Genomic DNA, 17,164 nt, shown 5'->3' with positions numbered 1-17,164 from the left:
TGCGGGCGATCATAAGCCCACGATGACCGAGACACTGGTTCCTCAAGTCGAGACGGCGCCCCAAAAACGTCTGTTCATCAAGACCTACGGCTGTCAGATGAACGTCTATGACTCCGAGCGCATGGCCGATGTGCTGCGCCCGCTGGGCTATGGCGTCACCGACGACGTGAAGGCCGCCGACTTCGTCATCCTGAACACCTGCCACATCCGCGAGAAGGCGGCCGAGAAGATCTATTCCGAGCTCGGCAAGCTGCGCGAGATGCGCGATATCCGGCGTGAGACCGGCGGGGACCTGACCATCGCCGTCGCCGGCTGCGTCGCCCAGGCCGAGGGCGAAGAGATCATGCGGCGTCAACCGGCCGTCGATATCGTCGTCGGTCCCCAGGCCTATCACCAGTTGCCCGAGCTTCTGACCCGCACGGCGCGGGCGCGGGGCGAACGGATCGGCGCCGACTTCGCTCCTGACGACAAGTTCGACGCCCTGCCCGCGGCCCGCTTCACCGAGGGGCCGACCGCCTTCCTGACGGTGCAGGAGGGTTGCGACAAGTTCTGCACCTTCTGCGTCGTGCCCTATACGCGCGGCGCCGAATGGTCGCGGCCCATGGCGGCGGTGCTGGAAGAGGCGAGACAACTGGCGGATCGGGGCGTGCGCGAGGTCACCCTGCTCGGCCAGAACGTCAACGCCTATGACGGCGAGCGGCCGGACGGGCGCAAGGCGACCCTGGCCGAACTGGCCTATGCCCTGGCCGAGATCCCCGGCCTGGACCGCATCCGCTATACGACCAGCCATCCCAACGACATGGCCGATGAGTTAATCGCCGCGCATGGCGATCTGGACGCCTTGATGCCCTATCTGCATCTGCCGGTTCAGGCGGGGTCGGATCGCATTTTGCGGGCGATGAACCGCAAGCACGGGCGTCAGAAATATTTCGATCTGATCGACCGGATCCGCGTCGCGCGGCCGGATATCGCCATCGCGGGCGACTTCATCGTCGGCTTCCCCGGTGAGACGGATCGGGAGTTCGAGGACACGCTGGATCTGGTGCGGCGTGTGAACTACGCTGGGGCCTTCGCCTTCGCCTATTCGCCGCGACCGGGCACGCCGGCGGCGGGCATGGGCAAACAGGTCGAGCCGGACGTCGTCAAGGATCGACTGCATCGCCTGATCGCCCTGCTGACGGAACAACAGACCGCCTTCAATGTGGCTCAGGCCGGCCGGACGCTGAACGTCCTGTTCGACAAGCCGGGACGGCACGGCCACCGTCGCCAAGCGATCGGTCGATCCCCATATCTTCAATCGGTCCACGTCGATGACGCGGATCATCTGATCGGGCAGATCGTTCCGGTCGAGATCATCGCCGGCCAGCAGAACAGTCTGTCGGGTCGGCTCACAGCAGACGGGCTCAATCAGCCGGGTCCCGCAGGCTCGGCGACAGCCCAAAAAGAAAGGGCCGCTTGATGGCGCGTGAGTCTGAATTCGTCCCCTTGAACGATGCCGAACTGCGGGCGGTCATCGGGCCGAACAGTCGCCACGTCGCCCTGATCGAGGACGCCTTCAAGGTGCTGGTTGAGGCCCCGGGCGGCGGGGTTTCAGTCAACGGGGGCGCACGCGACCGCACGGACGCCCGCCAGGTGATCGAGGATCTGGCCAAGCGCGCGGCCCTGGGCGCCGAAGTCACCGAGGCCGACGTCCGCGCCTCTCTGGGCCAAGCGCGCGGCGGTCGCGGCACGCCGGGCATGGCGGCGGCGGGCGTGTCGCTGCCGGGCGGCAAGCGCGGCGCCATCGTGCCCAAGACCAAGGCGCAGGCCGCCTATCTGGACATGCTGGGCCGATGCGAACTGAGCTTCGGCGTTGGCCCGGCGGGCACCGGCAAGACCTTTTTAGCGGCGGCCTATGGCGCATCGCTGCTACGGCGGGGGCAGGTGGACCGGCTGGTCATCACTCGCCCGGCGGTCGAGGCGGGCGAGAAGCTGGGCTTCCTGCCCGGCGACCTGAACGAAAAGGTCGATCCCTATCTGGCCCCGATCTGGGAGGCGCTGAACGACATTCTGGGCGCCGAGGACGTGCAGCGTCGCCGCGACAAGGGCGAGATCGAAGCCGCCCCGATCGCCTTCATGCGCGGACGCACGCTCAGCCACGCCTTCGTCATCGTCGATGAAGCCCAGAACACCAGCCGCCTGCAGATGAAGATGGTGCTGACGCGCCTGGGCGAGGGGGCGCGGATGGTGGTGACGGGCGATCCGTCGCAGATCGACCTGCTGAACCCACGCGATTCCGGCCTGGCCCACGCCCTGCGGATCCTGGACGGGGTTCAGGGCGTCGGCATCCTGAAGTTCGAGGCTTCCGACGTGGTGCGTCACGCCATGGTCGAGCGGATCGTGCGCGCCTATGACGCCGACGCCGCGCGCGGACGCCCCGCCCCGGACCTCGAAGACCCCGCATGATCGAGATTGAAGTCGAGGCGGAGGCCTGGACCGTCGCCCTGCCGGACGCCGAGGCCGTCGTCGAACGCGCGGCACAGGCCGCGCTGGGGGCCGTGAAGGGCGATATCGTCGTCCTGCTGACTGACGACGCCGCCGTGCGCGAGCTGAACGGCCGGTTTCGCGACAAGGACAGGCCGACCAATGTCCTGTCCTTCCCTGCGCCGGAGAACGCCTTTCCGCATCTGGGCGACATCGTTCTGGCTTTCGGCGTCTGCGCGACCGAGGCCGAGGCGCAGGGCAAGACCCTGCCCGATCATCTGAGCCATCTGGTCGTCCACGGCGTGCTGCACCTGCTGGGCCGCGACCACGAAGACGACGCCGAGGCCGAGGAGATGGAGGCCGAGGAGCGCGAAATCCTGGCCCAGATCGGCGTCGCCGACCCCTATATCGCCGAGCAGGACTGACCCGATGTTCCCCGACGCCCTGCTGGACCGTTTCGCGGCCCCAATCCGCGCCCTGCCCGACAGGAAGCGCGCCCTGACGTGGCGGCTGATCCGCATCGTTCTGGCGCTGCTGGCCGGCGCCGGGACGGCCTTCGCTCATCCGCCGTTCGGAGTGTTGATCGGTCTTCTGGGCTATCCGCTGCTGATGATCCTGTCGGAGCGGTCCGACACGGTGCGCGGCGCCTTCTGGATGGGGTGGCTGGCGGGGTTCGCCTATTTCTTTGTCGGGTGCTGGTGGGTGGCCGAGGCGTTCTTCGTCAATCCCGAACAGGCGTGGATGGCGCCGTTCGCGGCCAGCCTGCTGCCGGCAGGCCTGGGGCTTTTCTGGGGGACGGCCTGCGCCCTCTATCGCCGGTTCGCGCCGCTTGGCGCCGTGCGGGTGCTGCTGTTCGCCGCCCTGTTCTGCGCGGCCGAATGGTTGCGGGGTCATGTGCTGACGGGCTTTCCTTGGAATCCGGCCGGCGCGACCTGGCGCGCGGGCGGCGGCATGTCCCAATTCGCCTCGGTCGTCGGCGTCTATGGGCTGAGCCTGGTGACGGTCGCGGCCACGGCGGCTTTCGCGCCCCTGATCGGACCTGGCGACAAGCGCAGCCGCCTGATCTCTGCGGGCTTGGGCGCCCTGACCCTGATCGCCGTCGGCGGCTTCGGCGCCGTCAGATTGGCGCAGTCGGATCTTCAGTTCACAGACACAGTCGTGCGCTTGGTTCAGGCTGATGTGAAGCAGGAAACCAAATGGTCGCCCGAGGCCTATCGCTCCATCGTCGATCGCTATGTCGCCTTGACGGGTCAGGCGGCGGCGCGCACGCCCAACGTCGTGGTCTGGCCCGAAGGCGCCCTGCCCGCCTCGGCCAACGACGTCTTCGCCTCAGCCGACGCCCAGGCCATTGCGGGGGCCCTGCGTCCCGGACAGACCTTGCTGATGGGCCTGGCGCGCGGCGAGCCGGACCTGACTGCGCCCGAGGGCGCGCGCTATTACAACAGCCTGTTCGCCCTAGCCGACGAGGGCGGGGCGGGACTAAGGGTCGCCGCCGTCTATGACAAGCACCGGCTGGTGCCGTTCGGCGAGTACCTGCCTCTAGGGTCGATCATGACCTCCATCGGCCTGCGCAGCCTGGTGCATATGCCCAGCGACTTTTCCGCCGGACCGACGCCGGCCCCGATTTCGGTTCCAGGGGCCCCGCCGGCGCAGGTGCTGATCTGCTACGAGAGCCTGTATCCCGGCTTCACGCCCGGCGCGGCCGGGCGGCCCGAGTGGATCGTCAATGCGTCCAATGACGCCTGGTTCGGCGCGACCTCGGGCCCGCGCCAGCACCTGAACCTGGCCAGCTATCGCGCCATCGAGACCGGCCTGCCCATCGCGCGGGCCACCCCGACCGGGATTTCTGCCATGATCGACCCGTGGGGCCGGATCGTCGCGGGCCAACGGCTGGAGCCGGGCGTCATGGGCGTCATCGACGCCCCCCTGCCCCGTCCGACGGGCGTCACGCCCTACGGTCGATTTGGCGATTTCCTGTTCTTTTTCTCAGTGCTAACAGCGTTCATCCTGTCCTTGTGGCCGTCGGTCCGGCGATCTAGGGTCCAGGGGAATCAAGCAGCGATCTAGGTGAAGGGTGACGGCGATGGCGCGTGAAAAGGACGAGGATCCGCATCCCGTCGATCGCCATGTCGGCCGTCGCGTTCAGGAAAAGCGTCTCGACCTTGGCCTGACCCAGACCGCCCTCGCCAAAGCCGTCGGCGTCAGCTTCCAGCAGGTACAAAAGTACGAAAAGGGCACGAACCGCGTCTCGGCCTCGAAACTGTTCGAAATGGCCGAGTTCATGAAGGTCGGCATTCCCTTCTTCTTCGACGGCTACAGCAGCGCGACGGTCGGCGTCGCCGAAGAGGCGCCCGCCTTCGACCACGAGCACCGTCCGACCAAGACCAGCGTCGAGATCACCCGCCTGGCGCCACGCCTGCCTGCGCGTAAGCAGAAGCTGATCCTGGACATGATGCGGGATATGCTGGGCGACGACGACGCCCAGAACTGAGGTCTAGCCGACCGCGACGATCTCGGCCGACTGACCGGCCACCGTCACCTCGTCGCCGACCCTTTTGCCCATAACGGCGCGGGCGAGGGGCGAGACATGGCTGACCGAGCCTGCGGCCGGATCGGCCTCGTCTTCGCCGACGATGCGCCAGGTCTGGGCGCGCCCATCCTCGCGCTCGATGGAGACGGAACCCCCGAACCGCACGGCCCCATCGTCCTCGGTCGGCGCGATCAGCTGAGCCGAAGCGCGCCGTGCGGACCAGTAGCGCAGGTCCCGCGTCGCGCGGGCCATGGCGGTGCGGTCGCTCTCGATCGAGCCTTGCACCTGGGCGGCCGTATAGGCGGCGCGGGCCGAGGCCAGTTCGGCCTCGATCGCAGCCAGCCCCTCGGGCGTGACCAGATTGGGATGGGGCGAGATCGGGCGGTCCGCCAGGTCGGCGGCGGTGGCTTCCAGATCTTCTTCGCGGGTGAAGGCAACGCTCATGGTAGGGAACATAGCGATGACGACGCCTATAGCCAGCGCGGCCGCAAGCGCGCAAAGCCACGCCATGCAACAGTCGCCCAGTCTTACGACCTCTCGCATCGTTCACGTGATCGGCGCCGGTCCCGCCGGATTGATGGCGGCCGAGCGGCTGGCGCAGGCGGGCACGACGGTCGTGGTGCACGACCGGATGCCGTCCGTGGCCCGCAAGCTGCTGATGGCCGGACGCGGCGGGCTGAACCTGACCCATTCGGAACCGCTGGACCGGTTCATGACCCGCTATGGTCCCGCCCAGCCGACGGCCGCCGCCTGGATCGACCGGTTCACGCCTGCCGACCTGACCGCCTGGGTCGAGGCCCTGGGGCAGGAAACCTTCGTCGGCTCAAGCGGGCGGGTGTTTCCGAAGGCCATGAAGGCGTCGCCCCTGGTGCGGGCCTGGCTGGCGCGGCTGGAGGCCCAGGGCGTGCAGATCCGCACGCGCTCGCGCTGGAGCGGTTGGCGCGACGGCGCGCTGGTGTTTGAGACGCCGGACGGGGAGCGACTGGAACGGCCCGACGCCGTGGTCCTGGCTCTGGGCGGCGCCAGCTGGCCGCGTCTGGGTTCGGACGGGGCCTGGGCGCCGTGGCTGGAAGCGCAGGGCGCGTCCGTGTCGCCGTTGCGGCCGGCCAATGTCGGCTTCGACGTGGCCTGGTCGGCGCTGTTCCGTGATCGGTTCGCGGGCCAGCCGCTGAAAGGCGTCTCTGTCACCCATGGCGACCGGACGGTGCGGGGCGAGGCGATGATCGCCCGCTACGGCATCGAGGGCGGCGCCATCTATGCGCTGTCTGCGGCGCTGAGGACGACGGTCGAGACGGCGGGGCGCGCCGAGATCCAGATCGACCTGAAGCCCGATGTGGCGGTCGGAAAATTGACCGACCGCCTGTCGAAGCCACGCGGCAAGGCCAGCCTGTCGAACCATCTGCGCAAGGTGGTCGGACTGGAGCCGGCCGCCGTCGCCCTGCTGTATGAGGCCGGCCCCCTGCCCGCCTCGCCTCGGGCCTTGGCCGAGCGGATCAAGGCCATGCCCCTGACCCTGACCGGCGTTCAGGGACTGGGACGGGCGATTTCCTCGGCGGGCGGTGTGGTGTTGGACGGCGTGGACGAGCGGCTGATGCTGGCTGCGCGACCGGGGGTCTTCATCGCGGGCGAGATGCTGGATTGGGAGGCGCCGACCGGCGGCTATCTGCTTCAGGCCAGCTTTGCCTCCGGCGTCGTCGCGGCCCAGGGCGTCATCGACTGGCTCGACAGCCGGGACTGAGAAAGGCAGGGTCGCGCGGTTCGATCAGGAGTATCCGATGCGCCACGCCCTCCCCGCTGTTTCCATCCTGGCCCTGATGATGGCCTGCTCTCCGGCCCTGGCGCAGGAGACGGCGCCGAACATCGACGCCGCGCGGATGAATGAGTCGGTTCGGGTTCTGGCGTCGGACGATTTCGAAGGCCGCGCCCCCGCCTCGGCCGGCGAGGAAAAGACCGTCGCCTGGCTGGTCGAACAGTTCAAGGCGGCGGGGGCCGAGGGCGGCGGGCCGGACGGCGCCTTCGTCGAGGTCGCCCATCTGTCGCGCACGCGCCAGGACGGTCCGGCGACGGTCGCCGCGACCGTTGGCGGCAAGACCATCAGCCTGGAGCGCGGTCCCGACGTTCTGGTGTCCAGCGACCGGCCGACCAACCACATCACGGTGACCGACGCTCCCGTGGTCTTCGTCGGCTACGGCGCAACGGCGCCCGAGCGCCAGTGGGACGATTTCAAGGACATGGACGTGCGCGGCAAGGTCATCGTCGTCCTGGTCAACGATCCCGACTTCCAGGCGCCCGACGGCGATCCGGTCGCGGGCAAGTTCGACGGAAACGCCATGACCTTCTATGGCCGCTGGACCTACAAGTTCCAGGAGGCGGGTCGTCGCGGCGCGGCGGGCGTGCTGGTGGTGCATGAGACGGCCGGCGCCGGCTATCCCTGGTCGACGCTGCAGAACTCATCGGCCGCGCCCAAGTTCGACATCGTGCGCGCGAACCCCGACGCCGAGCGTGCGGCGTTCCAAGGCTGGATTCAGCGCGCCAAGGTGGAAGAGCTGTTCACCGCCGCCGGCCTGGATTTCGCCGCCCTGAAGGACAGCGCGCGCAGCGCAGATTTCAAGCCCGTCGTCCTGCCCGGCCTGACGATGAGCGTCGATTTCGGCCAGATCGCCGACAAGGTGGAGACCAAGAACGTCATCGCCCGCATACCCGGCTCCGAACGCCCGGACGAGACCGTCATGTACGGCGCCCACTGGGACGGCTACGGCGTCGGCACGCCGAACGCCCAGGGCGACAAGATCTATAATGCGGCGGTGGACAATGCGACCGGCGTCGCGGCCCTGCTGGAACTGGCCCACGCCTTCGCCGAGGGTCCACCTCCGAAACGATCGGTCGTCTTCGCCGCCTGGTCGGGAGAGGAAGCGGGCCTCTTGGGCTCGACCTATTACGCCACCAATCCGGTCTGGCCGCTGGAGACCACGGTCGCCAACATCAACGTCGACAGCCTGTTGCCGGGGACCGAGATCGACCCGAACGTCGTCGTCATCGGCAAGGGCAAGAACCAGCTGGACGACATTCTGGCGCGCCATGCGACCGAAACGGGACGCACCCTGATCGCCGATCCGGCGCCCCAGGCCGGGGCCTTCTATCGTTCGGACCATTTCCCCTTGGCGCTGAAGGGCGTGCCGGCCCTGTTCCCAGCGGCGGGCTTTACCGGCGCCAGCGCCGCCAGCCGAGACTACGTCCAGAACCGCTATCATCAGCCCACGGACGAATGGGATTCGACCTGGACGATGGACGCCGCCGCCGCCGATGTGGCCCTGATCTACGCCGTCGGTCGCGAGCTGGCGGACGGCGATCAGTGGCCGGAATGGAACGCGGGTGCCGAGTTCGGCCCGGCGCGGGATGCCTCGAAGGCGTCGCGGCGCTAGAGTTCCAGCTGAAGCTCGGGCGCGGCGGCGGTGGTCGCGGCGCCCAGCGGCAGATGCAGGATGAAGGCGGCGCCCTTGCCCGGCTCGCTTTCGACCTCGGCCCAGCCGCCGTGCAGTTCGACTAGGGCCTTGACCAAGGCCAGGCCGACGCCGGGGCCGCCGCGCTCGCGCCGCACGAAGCGGTCGAAGACGTGGGCCTGCAGGTGATAGGGGATTCCGCGCCCGGTGTCGGACACCGTCAGGCGGATTTCGGACGCGCCGGTCTCCGCCTTCAGCTCCACCGCCCCGCCTTCGGACACGGCGCGCGCCGCATTCTCCAGCAGATGATCCAGCGCCTGGCCGATGCGGTGTTCGTCGGCGCGGATGGGTTTGAGATCGGCGGGACAGGACACGGTCAGGGTGGCGCCGCGTCCCTCGACCCGCGCCCGGACCTTTTCGGCGGCCTGGCTCAGCAGGTCGCAGACCCGCAGATCGCCCAGCGACAGCTCCATCTCGCCGGCGTCGATCTGGGCCATGTCCAGCACGTCGTCGATGGAGCGGGCAAGCTGGCTGGCGGCGATGCGGATGGCGCCTGCGTGCTGGCGGCTGCGCTCGGGCAGGTCGCCCATCGTCTCCAGCAGTTCGGAATAGCCGACGATGGTCGTCAGGGGCGTGCGCAGCTCATAGGAGACACTGCCTACGAACTCGCGCTTCAACGCCTGGCTTTCGGCCAGGGCCTGTTCACGCTGAACCAGGGCCTGTTCCAGCCCGCGCCGGGCTGTCACGTCCGAGAAGGCGACCAGGGTCGCGCCGTCCGGCAGGGGGCGGGTCTGCCAGGCGGCGACGCGACCGTCTACCGTCCGGCCCTCGCCGGAAATGGCGACGCGGCTTTCAGGGTCGGGATCGGCGACGCGCGCCTTCAGCCCCAGCCACAGGGCGGGATCGGGCAGCACGGCCTTGCACAGTTCGGCCAGGGCGTCGAAATCCGAGGCCGTCGCGATCTTGTCCGCCGACAGGTTCCAGAAGGTCTCAAACGCCTCATTGTGCAGCCGCAGTCGCCCATCCGAACCGAACACCGCGACCGCGTCGTTCAGCTTGTCCAGCGTCGCGCGCTGGACCTGTATCTGGGCGTTGAAGCGGCTGCGCAGCTTCAGCTCGTCGGTGATGTCCGAGAAGATCAGCAGAATGCCGCCCAGCGGGTGCGGCTGGCGCACGACGCGCAGGGTGCGCCCGTCCGGCAGAGACCAGCTGTCGTCCGGCGAGGCCTCCGACGCGCCATAGAACTCCAGCTCGCGCGCCTTCCAGCCGGCGTAGTCGACGACCTCGGGCAGGCTGCGGCGCTGGCGCAGGCGATCCAGCAGCTCGGCATGGGTCGGACGTTCGTCCAGCCAGGCCGCGTCGATGTCGAACAGGGCCTGGAAGGCGGTGTTGTGGAAGGCCAGCCGCTTTTGCGGACCGAAGATGGCCACGGCGTCGGCCAGGTGGTTCAGCGTCTCGTCATGGGCGTCGACATGGCGGCGCAGGGTGTCGCGCGTCTCTTCCGCCTCGGTCACCTCGATGGCGAAGGCGGTGACGGCGCCGCCGCCCGCCGGTTCTGCGATGATGCGCCAGGCGCGCCGCGCGCCGCCGCCGGTCGTCCAGCGGAAGCCCTCCTGGCGCACGCCCAGACGCGCGGCCTCGGCGACCAGGGCGTCGGCGCCGCGGTCGAAGGACACGGCTTTTTCGACGGCGTCGTCGATGCTCTCGGCATTCGTCTCGTTCAGCCAGGCGCGGTTGGCCCAGGCCAGTTTTCCGGTCCCGTCCACGACCCAGGTCGGGGTGGGCGAGGCGTCGCCCAGCAGGGCCAAGCCGCTTTCGGTCGCATCCGCCCCGGTCAGGGTGAAGCGCGAGGCGGGCGACAGCCGCAGCCAGGCCGAACCGCCCGCGACCCGCCCCTCGATCCGCCAAGGCTCCACATCGTCCAGCGCGACCAGACCTTCGAACGCCTGACCTTCATGAACCAGGGCGTCGATCAAGGCGCCGTGGGTGATGCGGAGTTTGTTCAGGACGGCGGCGCCGGCCTCGGCGTCTTCACCCGCCAGCCGCGCGATCAGTTCGGCCGAACCGATCGGCAGACCGGCCGCCTGCCCGTCCGGCGTCAGGGCCAGGCTGACGTCGTCGAAGGCGCGCAGCATGGCGTCATGACGGCTGAGGTCGGCCAGGGCCTCGACCCGCTCGCGCTCGGCAACGACGGCGGTCTCATGCAACCGCCCACGCAGCAGCAAGGCCCAGGCGCTGACGGCCATGGCCAGTCCGGCTGCGCCCGCTGTGGCGACATAGGCGATGTCGGCCTCGGCCATTCGTGTCCCTGGAGAAGAGTCTCAGCCCCGATTCGCTAACCATACTCCAAGCGCGCGAAAAAGCGGCAGTCTCGTAATCGCGTCATCGCGCCCCGTTGCGGCAGGGCGTCGGGACGGCGATATCGCGGGCATGACCGACCCGATCGCCCCCTCCCTCGATGACTTCGCCCGCCTGGCGCAAGAGGCGTTCGACGCCCTGCCCGCCCCCTTCAAACAGGCGGCGGGCGAGGTGGTCATCCGCATCGACGACTTCGCCGACGAAGCGACGCTGGCGGAGATGGAGATCGAGGATCCGTTCGAGCTCACGGGTCTGTATCACGGCGTGGACATCGGCCGGCGCGACAGCCTGGGCCCGGCGGCCGAGCCGTCGCGGGTCTTCCTCTATCGCCGCCCCATCTTGGACGAATGGTGCGAGCGCGGCGACGTGGGGATCGGCGAACTGATCGCCCACGTCCTGATCCACGAGATCGGCCACCACCTGGGCCTGACGGATGACGACATTCACGCCATCGAGGACGACGCCGACTGAACCCGGCCTATTTCGCCGCCGGATAAGGCGTCGTCACCTCGCCGGAGATCATGCCGGGGATGGCCTCGCCCAGGCCCAGCAGGATGAACTGGATCGCCAGGGCGCACAGGATCAGGCCCAGCACCTTAACGATGATCGCCATGCCGACCTCCCCCAGCAGGCGGCTGAGCGACCCGGTCAGGGCGAAACAGACGAAGGAGACGGCGCAGGCCGCGGCGATCGCCACCAGCGAGCCCATGGTCCCGGCATAGCCCAGCTTGGCCGCCTCGCCCGCCTGGATGATGACCGCCGAGATGGCGCCGGGGCCGATCATCAGCGGGATGGCGAAGGGCACGACCAGGCGTTGGAAACGTCGGCGGGCATAGCCGCGCACGTCCTTGGAATCGGCCAGCGCATCCTTGTCGGCGAACATGGCCAGGAAGTCGCCGCGGGCCATGTCCAGACCCAGGAACAGCAGCAATATGCCGCCCGCGATGCGGAACGCCGCCAGCGAAATGCCGAAGAACTGCAACAGGCCCAGACCCGTGAACAGGAAGAAGGCCAGGAAGACGGCGGCGAAGGCGCAGATCAGGGCCGAGACCGAAATCCGCTGACGCAGGGTCGCCCCCGCCGTCGCGGCGGCGAAGATCGGCAGATTGCCGATCGGGTCCAGCAAGGCGAACAGGGTCACGAACAGGTTGACACCCAAATCGACTGCGTTCATCGCCTGCCCTCGCCCTCAATCCATCACGCCGCCCTGCCGACGCGCCCTCGTGTCCGGCATAGCCGCTCAGCGCGAGTCCGTCGATGACCGATCCCCAAACCGCCTCCGATCGTGCGCCCGACGAGCGGATCATCTGCGCCCTGGACGTGCCGACGACGGCCGAGGCCGCCGCCTTGGTGGCGCGGGTTGAGGACGCGGTGGGTTTTTACAAGATCGGGCTGCAGCTTTTCGCGGTCGGGGGCATGGACCTGGCCCGCGAACTGAAGGCGCAAGGGCTAAAGATCTTCCTGGACTGGAAGCTGCACGACATCGGCGCGACCGTGGAGAAGGCGACGGCCAATCTGGCGGGCGCCGACTTCGACCTGCTGACGGTCCATGCGCGGCCCCAGGTCATGGCGGCGGCGGCGCGCGGCGCGGCGGGCTCGAAGATGAAGGTGCTGGGGGTTACGGTCCTGACCAGCCTGACGGCCGAGGATCTGAGCGCCGACGACCACAGCCTGTCGCCGGCCGATCTGGTCGAGCGACGCGTGCGGCAGGCGCTTGAGGCCGGGATCGACGGCGTCGTCTCCAGCCCGCATGAGGCGGCGCGTGCTCGTGCGTTGGCGGTCGAGGCGGGCCGGCCCGACTTCCTGATCGTCACGCCCGGCGTGCGACCGGTCGGCGCCGCGCTGGACGATCAGGCGCGGGCGGCGACGCCACAGGCGGCCCTTCAGGCCGGCGCGACCCATCTGGTCATCGGTCGGCCGATCACGGCTTCGAGCGATCCGCGCGCGGCGGCGCAAGAGATCGCACAGCAGATCGCCCTGATCTGAGACAGACCAGGGCGACCGTTCGTCTTCAGTTGTTCTCGCGCGAGGCGATCAGCCGCGCTCACCCGGCTCTTGGGCGTAGCCATGACGCGGCGGGGCGTGGGGCGCGGGCGCCTCGGGCGGCGGCAGGTCGCCGTAGTAGCCCGACGGCGGTGGGGGGGGCGGAGGCGGCGGGGCGGTGTTCACTTCCGGCGGCGCGACATAGACCTGGGCCGGGGCCACATTGACCGGTGCGGACTGCACATAGACCGGCGACTGATCGACATAGACCGGGCCGCCGACCTCGACCTGGGCGGGCGCGACATTGACCTGGGCCGGGGCGACCTGGATGTGTTGCGGGCCGATGTTGACGGGCGCCGACTGCACATAGACCGGGGCCTGATCGACGTAGACGGGCGGGCCGACATCGACCTGTGCCGGGGCCAGGTTTACCTGCGACGGAGCCACCTGAACGCGTTGCGGCCCGATGTTCACCGGCGGCGCCTGCACGTAGATGGGCGGCTGTTCGATATAGGTGGGCGGTCCCATCTCGATCTGGGGCGGGGCCATGCTGACCTGCGAAGGTGCGACATAGATGCGCTGCGGCGCGATCTGGACGGGCGGTGCCTGGACATAGACCGGCGGCTGATCGACGTAGCCCTGCTCGTAACGCTGCTCATAGCGGTGTTCGTAGCGAACCGGCGGGCGAACGGGCGGGCGGCAGTTGCAGTCGACCGGACGGCCCGGATACGGACGCCAGCCGATGTAGTCACGGCCGAACCCATAGACCGGATAACCGACCGGAGCGCTGACCGGCGGGCGACCGACCAGAACCGAGGTCGCGCTGACGCCGCCGACATAGCCGCCGCCGTAATAGCCGTCCGAATAGCCGCCGCTACCGACGTAGGTCGTGCCGCCGCCGACATAGCCGCGTTGGAAGCTGGACGCGCTGGAATAGGACCGGGCGCTGCTCGCCGAATAGCTGGAGGCGCTCGCATAGGCGTTGGCGTTGGCGTTGGCGTAGGCGCCGCCGTTCACGTTCACATTGACGTTGTGGTTGGCGTTGTAGTTGCCGCCGCCATAGTGACCGCCGCCGCCGCATCCTCCGCCGCAGCCGCCGCCGGGATGGCCGCCGCCATAACCCCCGTGACCGGGACCACCGGCCAGAGCGGGCGCTGCGGAGAGCAGCAGAGCCGCCGACGCGGCGGTAAGTATCGACTGTATCGTCACGGGACAGACTCCTCTGAGTTGTCCCGTGACTGGCAAGTCCGGCGCCTGTTTCTTAAGGCGTGGTTAACCTTTGCGCCCGTCGCAGCAGGCTCGGCGAGTCAGAAATCGACCGCCAGACCCTTCTTCTCCCAGTCGCCGAAGCGGGTCGGTTCGGGACCGGTCGGGCCGCCGTATTCCGTGTCCGCCTGAAAGGTCGTTTCCGCCGCGCGACGATCCGCCGCTTCCTGAAGCGCGCGGCGCGCGGCCTCGCTGAGCGGCCGTTCAGGCGTGGCGTGGGGCACGTCGGCATTGAAAACGGGCGCCGCAACCGGCGTTTCGTCGGCGTCATCCGGCGCGAGGGTGGGATGTTCGGTCACAGGGCGGCTCCCTTGAGGCTTGATGCGCCTTCTCTCAAATAGAGGTTCAAGCCCGTGACGCCAGACGGATCGGGAATGGAACCGCGATGAACCATCTGAAGACCTTCATTCTGTTGGCGGCGATGACGGCCCTGTTCGCAGGGGTCGGCTATATGATCGGTCGCGGCCCCGGCATGGCGATCGCCCTGCTGCTCGCGGGCGGGATGAATCTGTTCAGCTACTGGAACGCCGACAAGATCGTGCTGAAGATGTACCGGGCCCAGCCGGTCGACGAGCAGCACCCCAACGCCGTGGTCCGCAACTATGTCGCCGACGTGCGCCAGATGGCCCGCGACGCCGGCCTGCCCCAGCCGCAGGTCGCCATCATCCCCAATGATCAGCCCAACGCCTTCGCCACGGGGCGAAACCCCGAAAACGCCGCCGTTTGCGCCACCACCGGCCTTTTGGACATGCTGACGCGCGAGGAGGTGCGCGGGGTGATGGCGCACGAGCTGGCCCATGTGAAGAACCGCGACACCCTGATCATGACGGTGACGGCGACCATTGCCGGCGCCATCGCTGCGCTCGCCAACTTCGCCCTGTTCTTCGGCGGCAACGACCGCGAGCGGCCTGGCGGCATCATCGGCACGATCGCCCTGATGCTGCTGGCGCCCATGGCCGCCGGTCTGGTGCAGATGGCCATCAGCCGGGGCCGCGAATATGAGGCCGACCGCGTCGGCGCCGAAATCGCCGGCGATCCCCAGGCCCTGGCTTCGGCCCTGCAGAAGATCGACGCCTACGCCCGGCGGATCACCAATCAGACGGCCGAGCGCAATCCGGCCTCGGGTCAGATGTTCATCATCAATCCGCTGGCGGGCCGTGGCGCGGACAATCTGTTCTCGACCCATCCGGCGACGGCAAACCGCGTCCGGGCCTTGATGGAGCTGGGCGCGAAGATGGGCATGCAGTCCCGCGCCCGAACGCCGGACCTGACCCAGCCGCGACCGGCCGCTGGTTTCACGACCACCGGCGTCCCGACCACCCCGACGGAGCCGCGCGGCCCCTGGGGGTGAAGATGCGGGTGAACATGGGGCTGATCGTCGCGGCCTGAACGCCGTTTGCGGTTTGCACTCCGCGACCGGATCACATCAGATGCGCCCCTGTTCAGCCATCGGGCTTTCTTGGGGAAATCCATGTCGCGTCTGCTCGCCTTCGTCTCCGCCGCCGCTCTTCTCGCCACGCCGGTCGCCGCCCAGTCGGTGGACCGCGTCGCCGTCAACGGCATTATCGACCAAGGGCTGAACCACAGCCAGGTGATGCAGACCGCGGCCTATCTGACCGACCGAATCGGCGGGCGGATGACCAACTCGCCTCAGATGCGCGAAGCTGAACGCTGGGCGCAGCAACAGTTCCGCGACTACGGCCTGTCCGACGTGCGCGCCGAAGGGTTCGAGTTCGGCCGGGGCTGGTCCATCGTCCGCTCCAGCGCCCGCATGACCGCGCCGCGCCCGCTGGATTTGCGCGCCATCCCGGTGGCCTGGACGCCCTCGACCAATGGCGTGATCAGCGGCGGCGTGATCGTGGCCCCGATCTCCAAGGTCGAGGATTTCGACAAGTGGCGCGGCAAGCTGTCAGGCAAGATCGTCATGCTGTCCCAGCCGGGCACGGGGTCGGAGCCGACCGAGCCGGCCTTCCGCCGATGGACCAGCGCCGAACTGGCCGAGCGCAACACCTATAATCAGCCCCAGCATTCGCCGGCCGCCATCGAACGCTCGCTGAAGACCGTCAACTTCGCCAATCAACTGGACGCCTTCCTGGCCGAACAGGGCGCCCTGGCCTGGGTGCGGATTTCCCAGCGTGACGGCGGCCTACTGCACGGCACGGGCTACACCTATCAGATCGGCGCGACGCCCAAGCTGGCGGGGATGGAGCTGGCGGCCGAGGATTATCGCCGCCTGGCGCGCCTGGCCCTGACCGACGCGCCGCCGACGCTGGAGCTGATGAGCGAGGTCCGCTTCCACGACGAGGACGTCAACGCCTACAACATCCTGGCCGACATCCCCGGCACGGCGCGCGGAACCGAATACGTGATGGCCGGCGCCCACCTGGACAGCTGGGTCGCCTCGGACGGCGCGGTCGACAACGCCGCCGGCAGCGCGGTGGTCATGGAGGCCGCCCGCATCCTGAAGGCGCTCAACGTCAAGCCCAAGCGCACCATCCGTTTCGCCCTGTGGAACGGCGAAGAGCAAGGCATCCTGGGCTCGCTGGCCTATGTAGACCGTCATCTGGCGACGCGGGCTGCGTCGAACGATCCGGCTCTGGCGGGCCTGCCGGACAACCGCACCTGGCGCAGCCGCTGGCCGATCGAGCCGCGCGCCGGCTATCGCGATCTGGTCGCCTATTTCAATCTGGACAACGGCTCGGGCAAGATCCGCGGCATCAACGCCGAGGGCAATGTCGCCGCCGCTCCGATCTTCCAGGAATGGCTGGCGCCGTTCGCCAGCATGGGCGCAACGACCGTCTCGCTGCGCAACTCGGGCGGCACCGACCACGTCTATATGCAGACCGTGGGCGTGCCGGGATATCAGTTCATCCAGGACCCGCTCGACTATTCCAGCCGTCTGCACCACACCAGCATCGACAGCTATGACCACCTGAAGGCCGAGGATCTGCGTCAGGCGGCCGTCATCCTGGCCAGCTTCCTGCTGAACGCCGCCAACCGCGACGAACCCCTGCCCCGCATGCCGCTGCCGACCCAGCCCACGCCGAGCGATCCGTTCGAATATCCGGCGGCGGACTAGGATTTGAGGGGCGAGGGAGACCTCGCCCCTTTTCTTCTTATCGGA

General features: G+C 68.6%; 16 protein-coding genes. 11 read left to right on the top strand and 5 right to left on the bottom strand.

Features of this window, described 5'->3' with window-relative positions:
- Positions 1-22: 22 nt before the first annotated feature.
- From miaB to RT123_RS00270, 5 genes are read left to right on the top strand one after another with little or no spacing between them, the layout of a single operon-like run.
- Complete coding sequence (gene miaB, locus RT123_RS00290; RefSeq protein ID WP_313006900.1) at positions 23-1,459, top strand: tRNA (N6-isopentenyl adenosine(37)-C2)-methylthiotransferase MiaB; 1,437 nt, start codon at positions 23-25, stop codon at positions 1,457-1,459.
- The gene (locus RT123_RS00285) at positions 1,459-2,445 is read left to right on the top strand and encodes a PhoH family protein (protein ID WP_045809514.1); all 987 of its coding nucleotides are present in this window, start codon (positions 1,459-1,461) and stop codon (positions 2,443-2,445) included. Before miaB ends, RT123_RS00285 begins: the two co-directional genes overlap by 1 nt.
- On the top strand, positions 2,442-2,888 hold the full coding sequence (gene ybeY / locus RT123_RS00280) for an rRNA maturation RNase YbeY (RefSeq protein ID WP_313006897.1): 447 nt from the start codon (positions 2,442-2,444) through the stop codon (positions 2,886-2,888). The genes RT123_RS00285 and ybeY overlap by 4 nt, the downstream gene beginning before the upstream one ends.
- A 4-nt stretch (positions 2,889-2,892) precedes the next feature.
- Entirely contained in the window at positions 2,893-4,530 is a 1,638-nt protein-coding gene (gene lnt, locus RT123_RS00275) for an apolipoprotein N-acyltransferase (RefSeq protein WP_313006895.1), read from the top strand.
- Between the two features lie 16 nt (positions 4,531-4,546).
- A complete protein-coding gene (locus RT123_RS00270; protein ID WP_066625335.1) occupies positions 4,547-4,954 on the top strand; it encodes a helix-turn-helix domain-containing protein in 408 nt (135 codons plus the stop codon).
- Positions 4,955-4,957: 3 nt separating this feature from the next.
- Here the strand turns inward: RT123_RS00270 and greA are convergent, their stop codons facing one another.
- Positions 4,958-5,437, bottom strand: a complete 480-nt coding sequence (gene greA / locus RT123_RS00265) for a transcription elongation factor GreA (RefSeq protein ID WP_026108478.1) — start codon at positions 5,435-5,437, stop codon at positions 4,958-4,960.
- Between the two features lie 64 nt (positions 5,438-5,501).
- Between greA and RT123_RS00260 the strand changes: the two genes are divergently transcribed.
- Both RT123_RS00260 and RT123_RS00255 read left to right on the top strand, forming a co-directional pair.
- Positions 5,502-6,731: a TIGR03862 family flavoprotein gene (locus RT123_RS00260; protein ID WP_313006970.1), complete on the top strand. Its 1,230-nt coding sequence runs from the start codon at positions 5,502-5,504 to the stop codon at positions 6,729-6,731.
- Positions 6,732-6,768: 37 nt separating this feature from the next.
- Positions 6,769-8,415 carry a M28 family metallopeptidase gene (locus RT123_RS00255; protein ID WP_313006893.1) on the top strand — a complete coding sequence of 549 codons (1,647 nt, stop codon included), beginning with the start codon at positions 6,769-6,771 and terminating at the stop codon, positions 8,413-8,415.
- Here the strand turns inward: RT123_RS00255 and RT123_RS00250 are convergent.
- Positions 8,412-10,733, bottom strand: a complete 2,322-nt coding sequence (locus RT123_RS00250; protein WP_313006891.1) for a sensor histidine kinase — start codon at positions 10,731-10,733, stop codon at positions 8,412-8,414. The two genes, RT123_RS00255 and RT123_RS00250, sit on opposite strands and share 4 nt — an antisense overlap.
- A 130-nt stretch (positions 10,734-10,863) precedes the next feature.
- Here RT123_RS00250 and RT123_RS00245 point away from each other — a divergent pair, with 130 nt between their 5' ends.
- On the top strand, positions 10,864-11,262 hold the full coding sequence (locus RT123_RS00245; RefSeq protein WP_313006889.1) for a metallopeptidase family protein: 399 nt from the start codon (positions 10,864-10,866) through the stop codon (positions 11,260-11,262).
- A 7-nt stretch (positions 11,263-11,269) separates the two neighbouring features.
- On the opposite strand, the gene RT123_RS00240 is transcribed toward RT123_RS00245, so the two are convergent.
- Positions 11,270-11,965 carry a MarC family protein gene (locus RT123_RS00240; protein ID WP_313006887.1) on the bottom strand — a complete coding sequence of 232 codons (696 nt, stop codon included), beginning with the start codon at positions 11,963-11,965 and terminating at the stop codon, positions 11,270-11,272.
- Positions 11,966-12,048: 83 nt separating this feature from the next.
- Between RT123_RS00240 and pyrF the strand changes: the two genes are divergently transcribed.
- Entirely contained in the window at positions 12,049-12,777 is a 729-nt protein-coding gene (gene pyrF / locus RT123_RS00235) for an orotidine-5'-phosphate decarboxylase (protein WP_313006885.1), read from the top strand.
- Between the two features lie 48 nt (positions 12,778-12,825).
- Here the strand turns inward: pyrF and RT123_RS00230 are convergent, their stop codons facing one another.
- Positions 12,826-13,983, bottom strand: coding sequence for a hypothetical protein (locus RT123_RS00230; protein WP_313006883.1), 1,158 nt, complete (start codon positions 13,981-13,983; stop codon positions 12,826-12,828).
- A 98-nt stretch (positions 13,984-14,081) separates the two neighbouring features.
- The gene (locus tag RT123_RS00225; RefSeq protein ID WP_313006880.1) at positions 14,082-14,339 is read right to left on the bottom strand and encodes a DUF1674 domain-containing protein; all 258 of its coding nucleotides are present in this window, start codon (positions 14,337-14,339) and stop codon (positions 14,082-14,084) included.
- 86 nt (positions 14,340-14,425) lie between these two features.
- Here RT123_RS00225 and htpX point away from each other — a divergent pair, with 86 nt between their 5' ends.
- Together htpX and RT123_RS00215 are read left to right on the top strand one after the other, a co-directional pair.
- Positions 14,426-15,391 (top strand): zinc metalloprotease HtpX, encoded by a 966-nt coding sequence (htpX, locus tag RT123_RS00220; protein WP_313006879.1) that lies wholly within the window; start codon positions 14,426-14,428, stop codon positions 15,389-15,391.
- Positions 15,392-15,511: 120 nt separating this feature from the next.
- A complete protein-coding gene (locus RT123_RS00215) occupies positions 15,512-17,119 on the top strand; it encodes a M20/M25/M40 family metallo-hydrolase (RefSeq protein ID WP_313006878.1) in 1,608 nt (535 codons plus the stop codon).
- The last annotated feature ends 45 nt before the right edge of the window (positions 17,120-17,164 follow it).

The sequence above is a fragment of the Brevundimonas vesicularis genome (genome assembly GCF_032067225.1).
Taxonomy (GTDB): Bacteria; Pseudomonadota; Alphaproteobacteria; order Caulobacterales; family Caulobacteraceae; genus Brevundimonas; species Brevundimonas vesicularis_F.
Note: the sequence above shows the minus strand (reverse complement) of the source record. Positions and strands in the feature narration are given on the sequence as shown.

Excerpts from the sequence above, each read along its gene's own strand:
- RT123_RS00245 (WP_313006889.1), top strand. The coding sequence starts at position 10,864 with ATGACCGACCCGATCGCCCCCTCCCTCGATGACTTCGCCCGCCTGGCG.
- RT123_RS00260 (WP_313006970.1), top strand. The coding sequence starts at position 5,502 with ATGCAACAGTCGCCCAGTCTTACGACCTCTCGCATCGTTCACGTGATC.
- greA (WP_026108478.1), bottom strand. The coding sequence starts at position 5,437 with ATGAGCGTTGCCTTCACCCGCGAAGAAGATCTGGAAGCCACCGCCGCC.
- lnt (WP_313006895.1), top strand. The coding sequence starts at position 2,893 with ATGTTCCCCGACGCCCTGCTGGACCGTTTCGCGGCCCCAATCCGCGCC.
- RT123_RS00255 (WP_313006893.1), top strand. The coding sequence starts at position 6,769 with ATGCGCCACGCCCTCCCCGCTGTTTCCATCCTGGCCCTGATGATGGCC.
- ybeY (WP_313006897.1), top strand. The coding sequence starts at position 2,442 with ATGATCGAGATTGAAGTCGAGGCGGAGGCCTGGACCGTCGCCCTGCCG.
- RT123_RS00250 (WP_313006891.1), bottom strand. The coding sequence starts at position 10,733 with ATGGCCGAGGCCGACATCGCCTATGTCGCCACAGCGGGCGCAGCCGGA.
- miaB (WP_313006900.1), top strand. The coding sequence starts at position 23 with ATGACCGAGACACTGGTTCCTCAAGTCGAGACGGCGCCCCAAAAACGT.
- RT123_RS00240 (WP_313006887.1), bottom strand. The coding sequence starts at position 11,965 with ATGAACGCAGTCGATTTGGGTGTCAACCTGTTCGTGACCCTGTTCGCC.
- htpX (WP_313006879.1), top strand. The coding sequence starts at position 14,426 with ATGAACCATCTGAAGACCTTCATTCTGTTGGCGGCGATGACGGCCCTG.
- RT123_RS00270 (WP_066625335.1), top strand. The coding sequence starts at position 4,547 with ATGGCGCGTGAAAAGGACGAGGATCCGCATCCCGTCGATCGCCATGTC.
- pyrF (WP_313006885.1), top strand. The coding sequence starts at position 12,049 with ATGACCGATCCCCAAACCGCCTCCGATCGTGCGCCCGACGAGCGGATC.
- RT123_RS00215 (WP_313006878.1), top strand. The coding sequence starts at position 15,512 with ATGTCGCGTCTGCTCGCCTTCGTCTCCGCCGCCGCTCTTCTCGCCACG.
- RT123_RS00285 (WP_045809514.1), top strand. The coding sequence starts at position 1,459 with ATGGCGCGTGAGTCTGAATTCGTCCCCTTGAACGATGCCGAACTGCGG.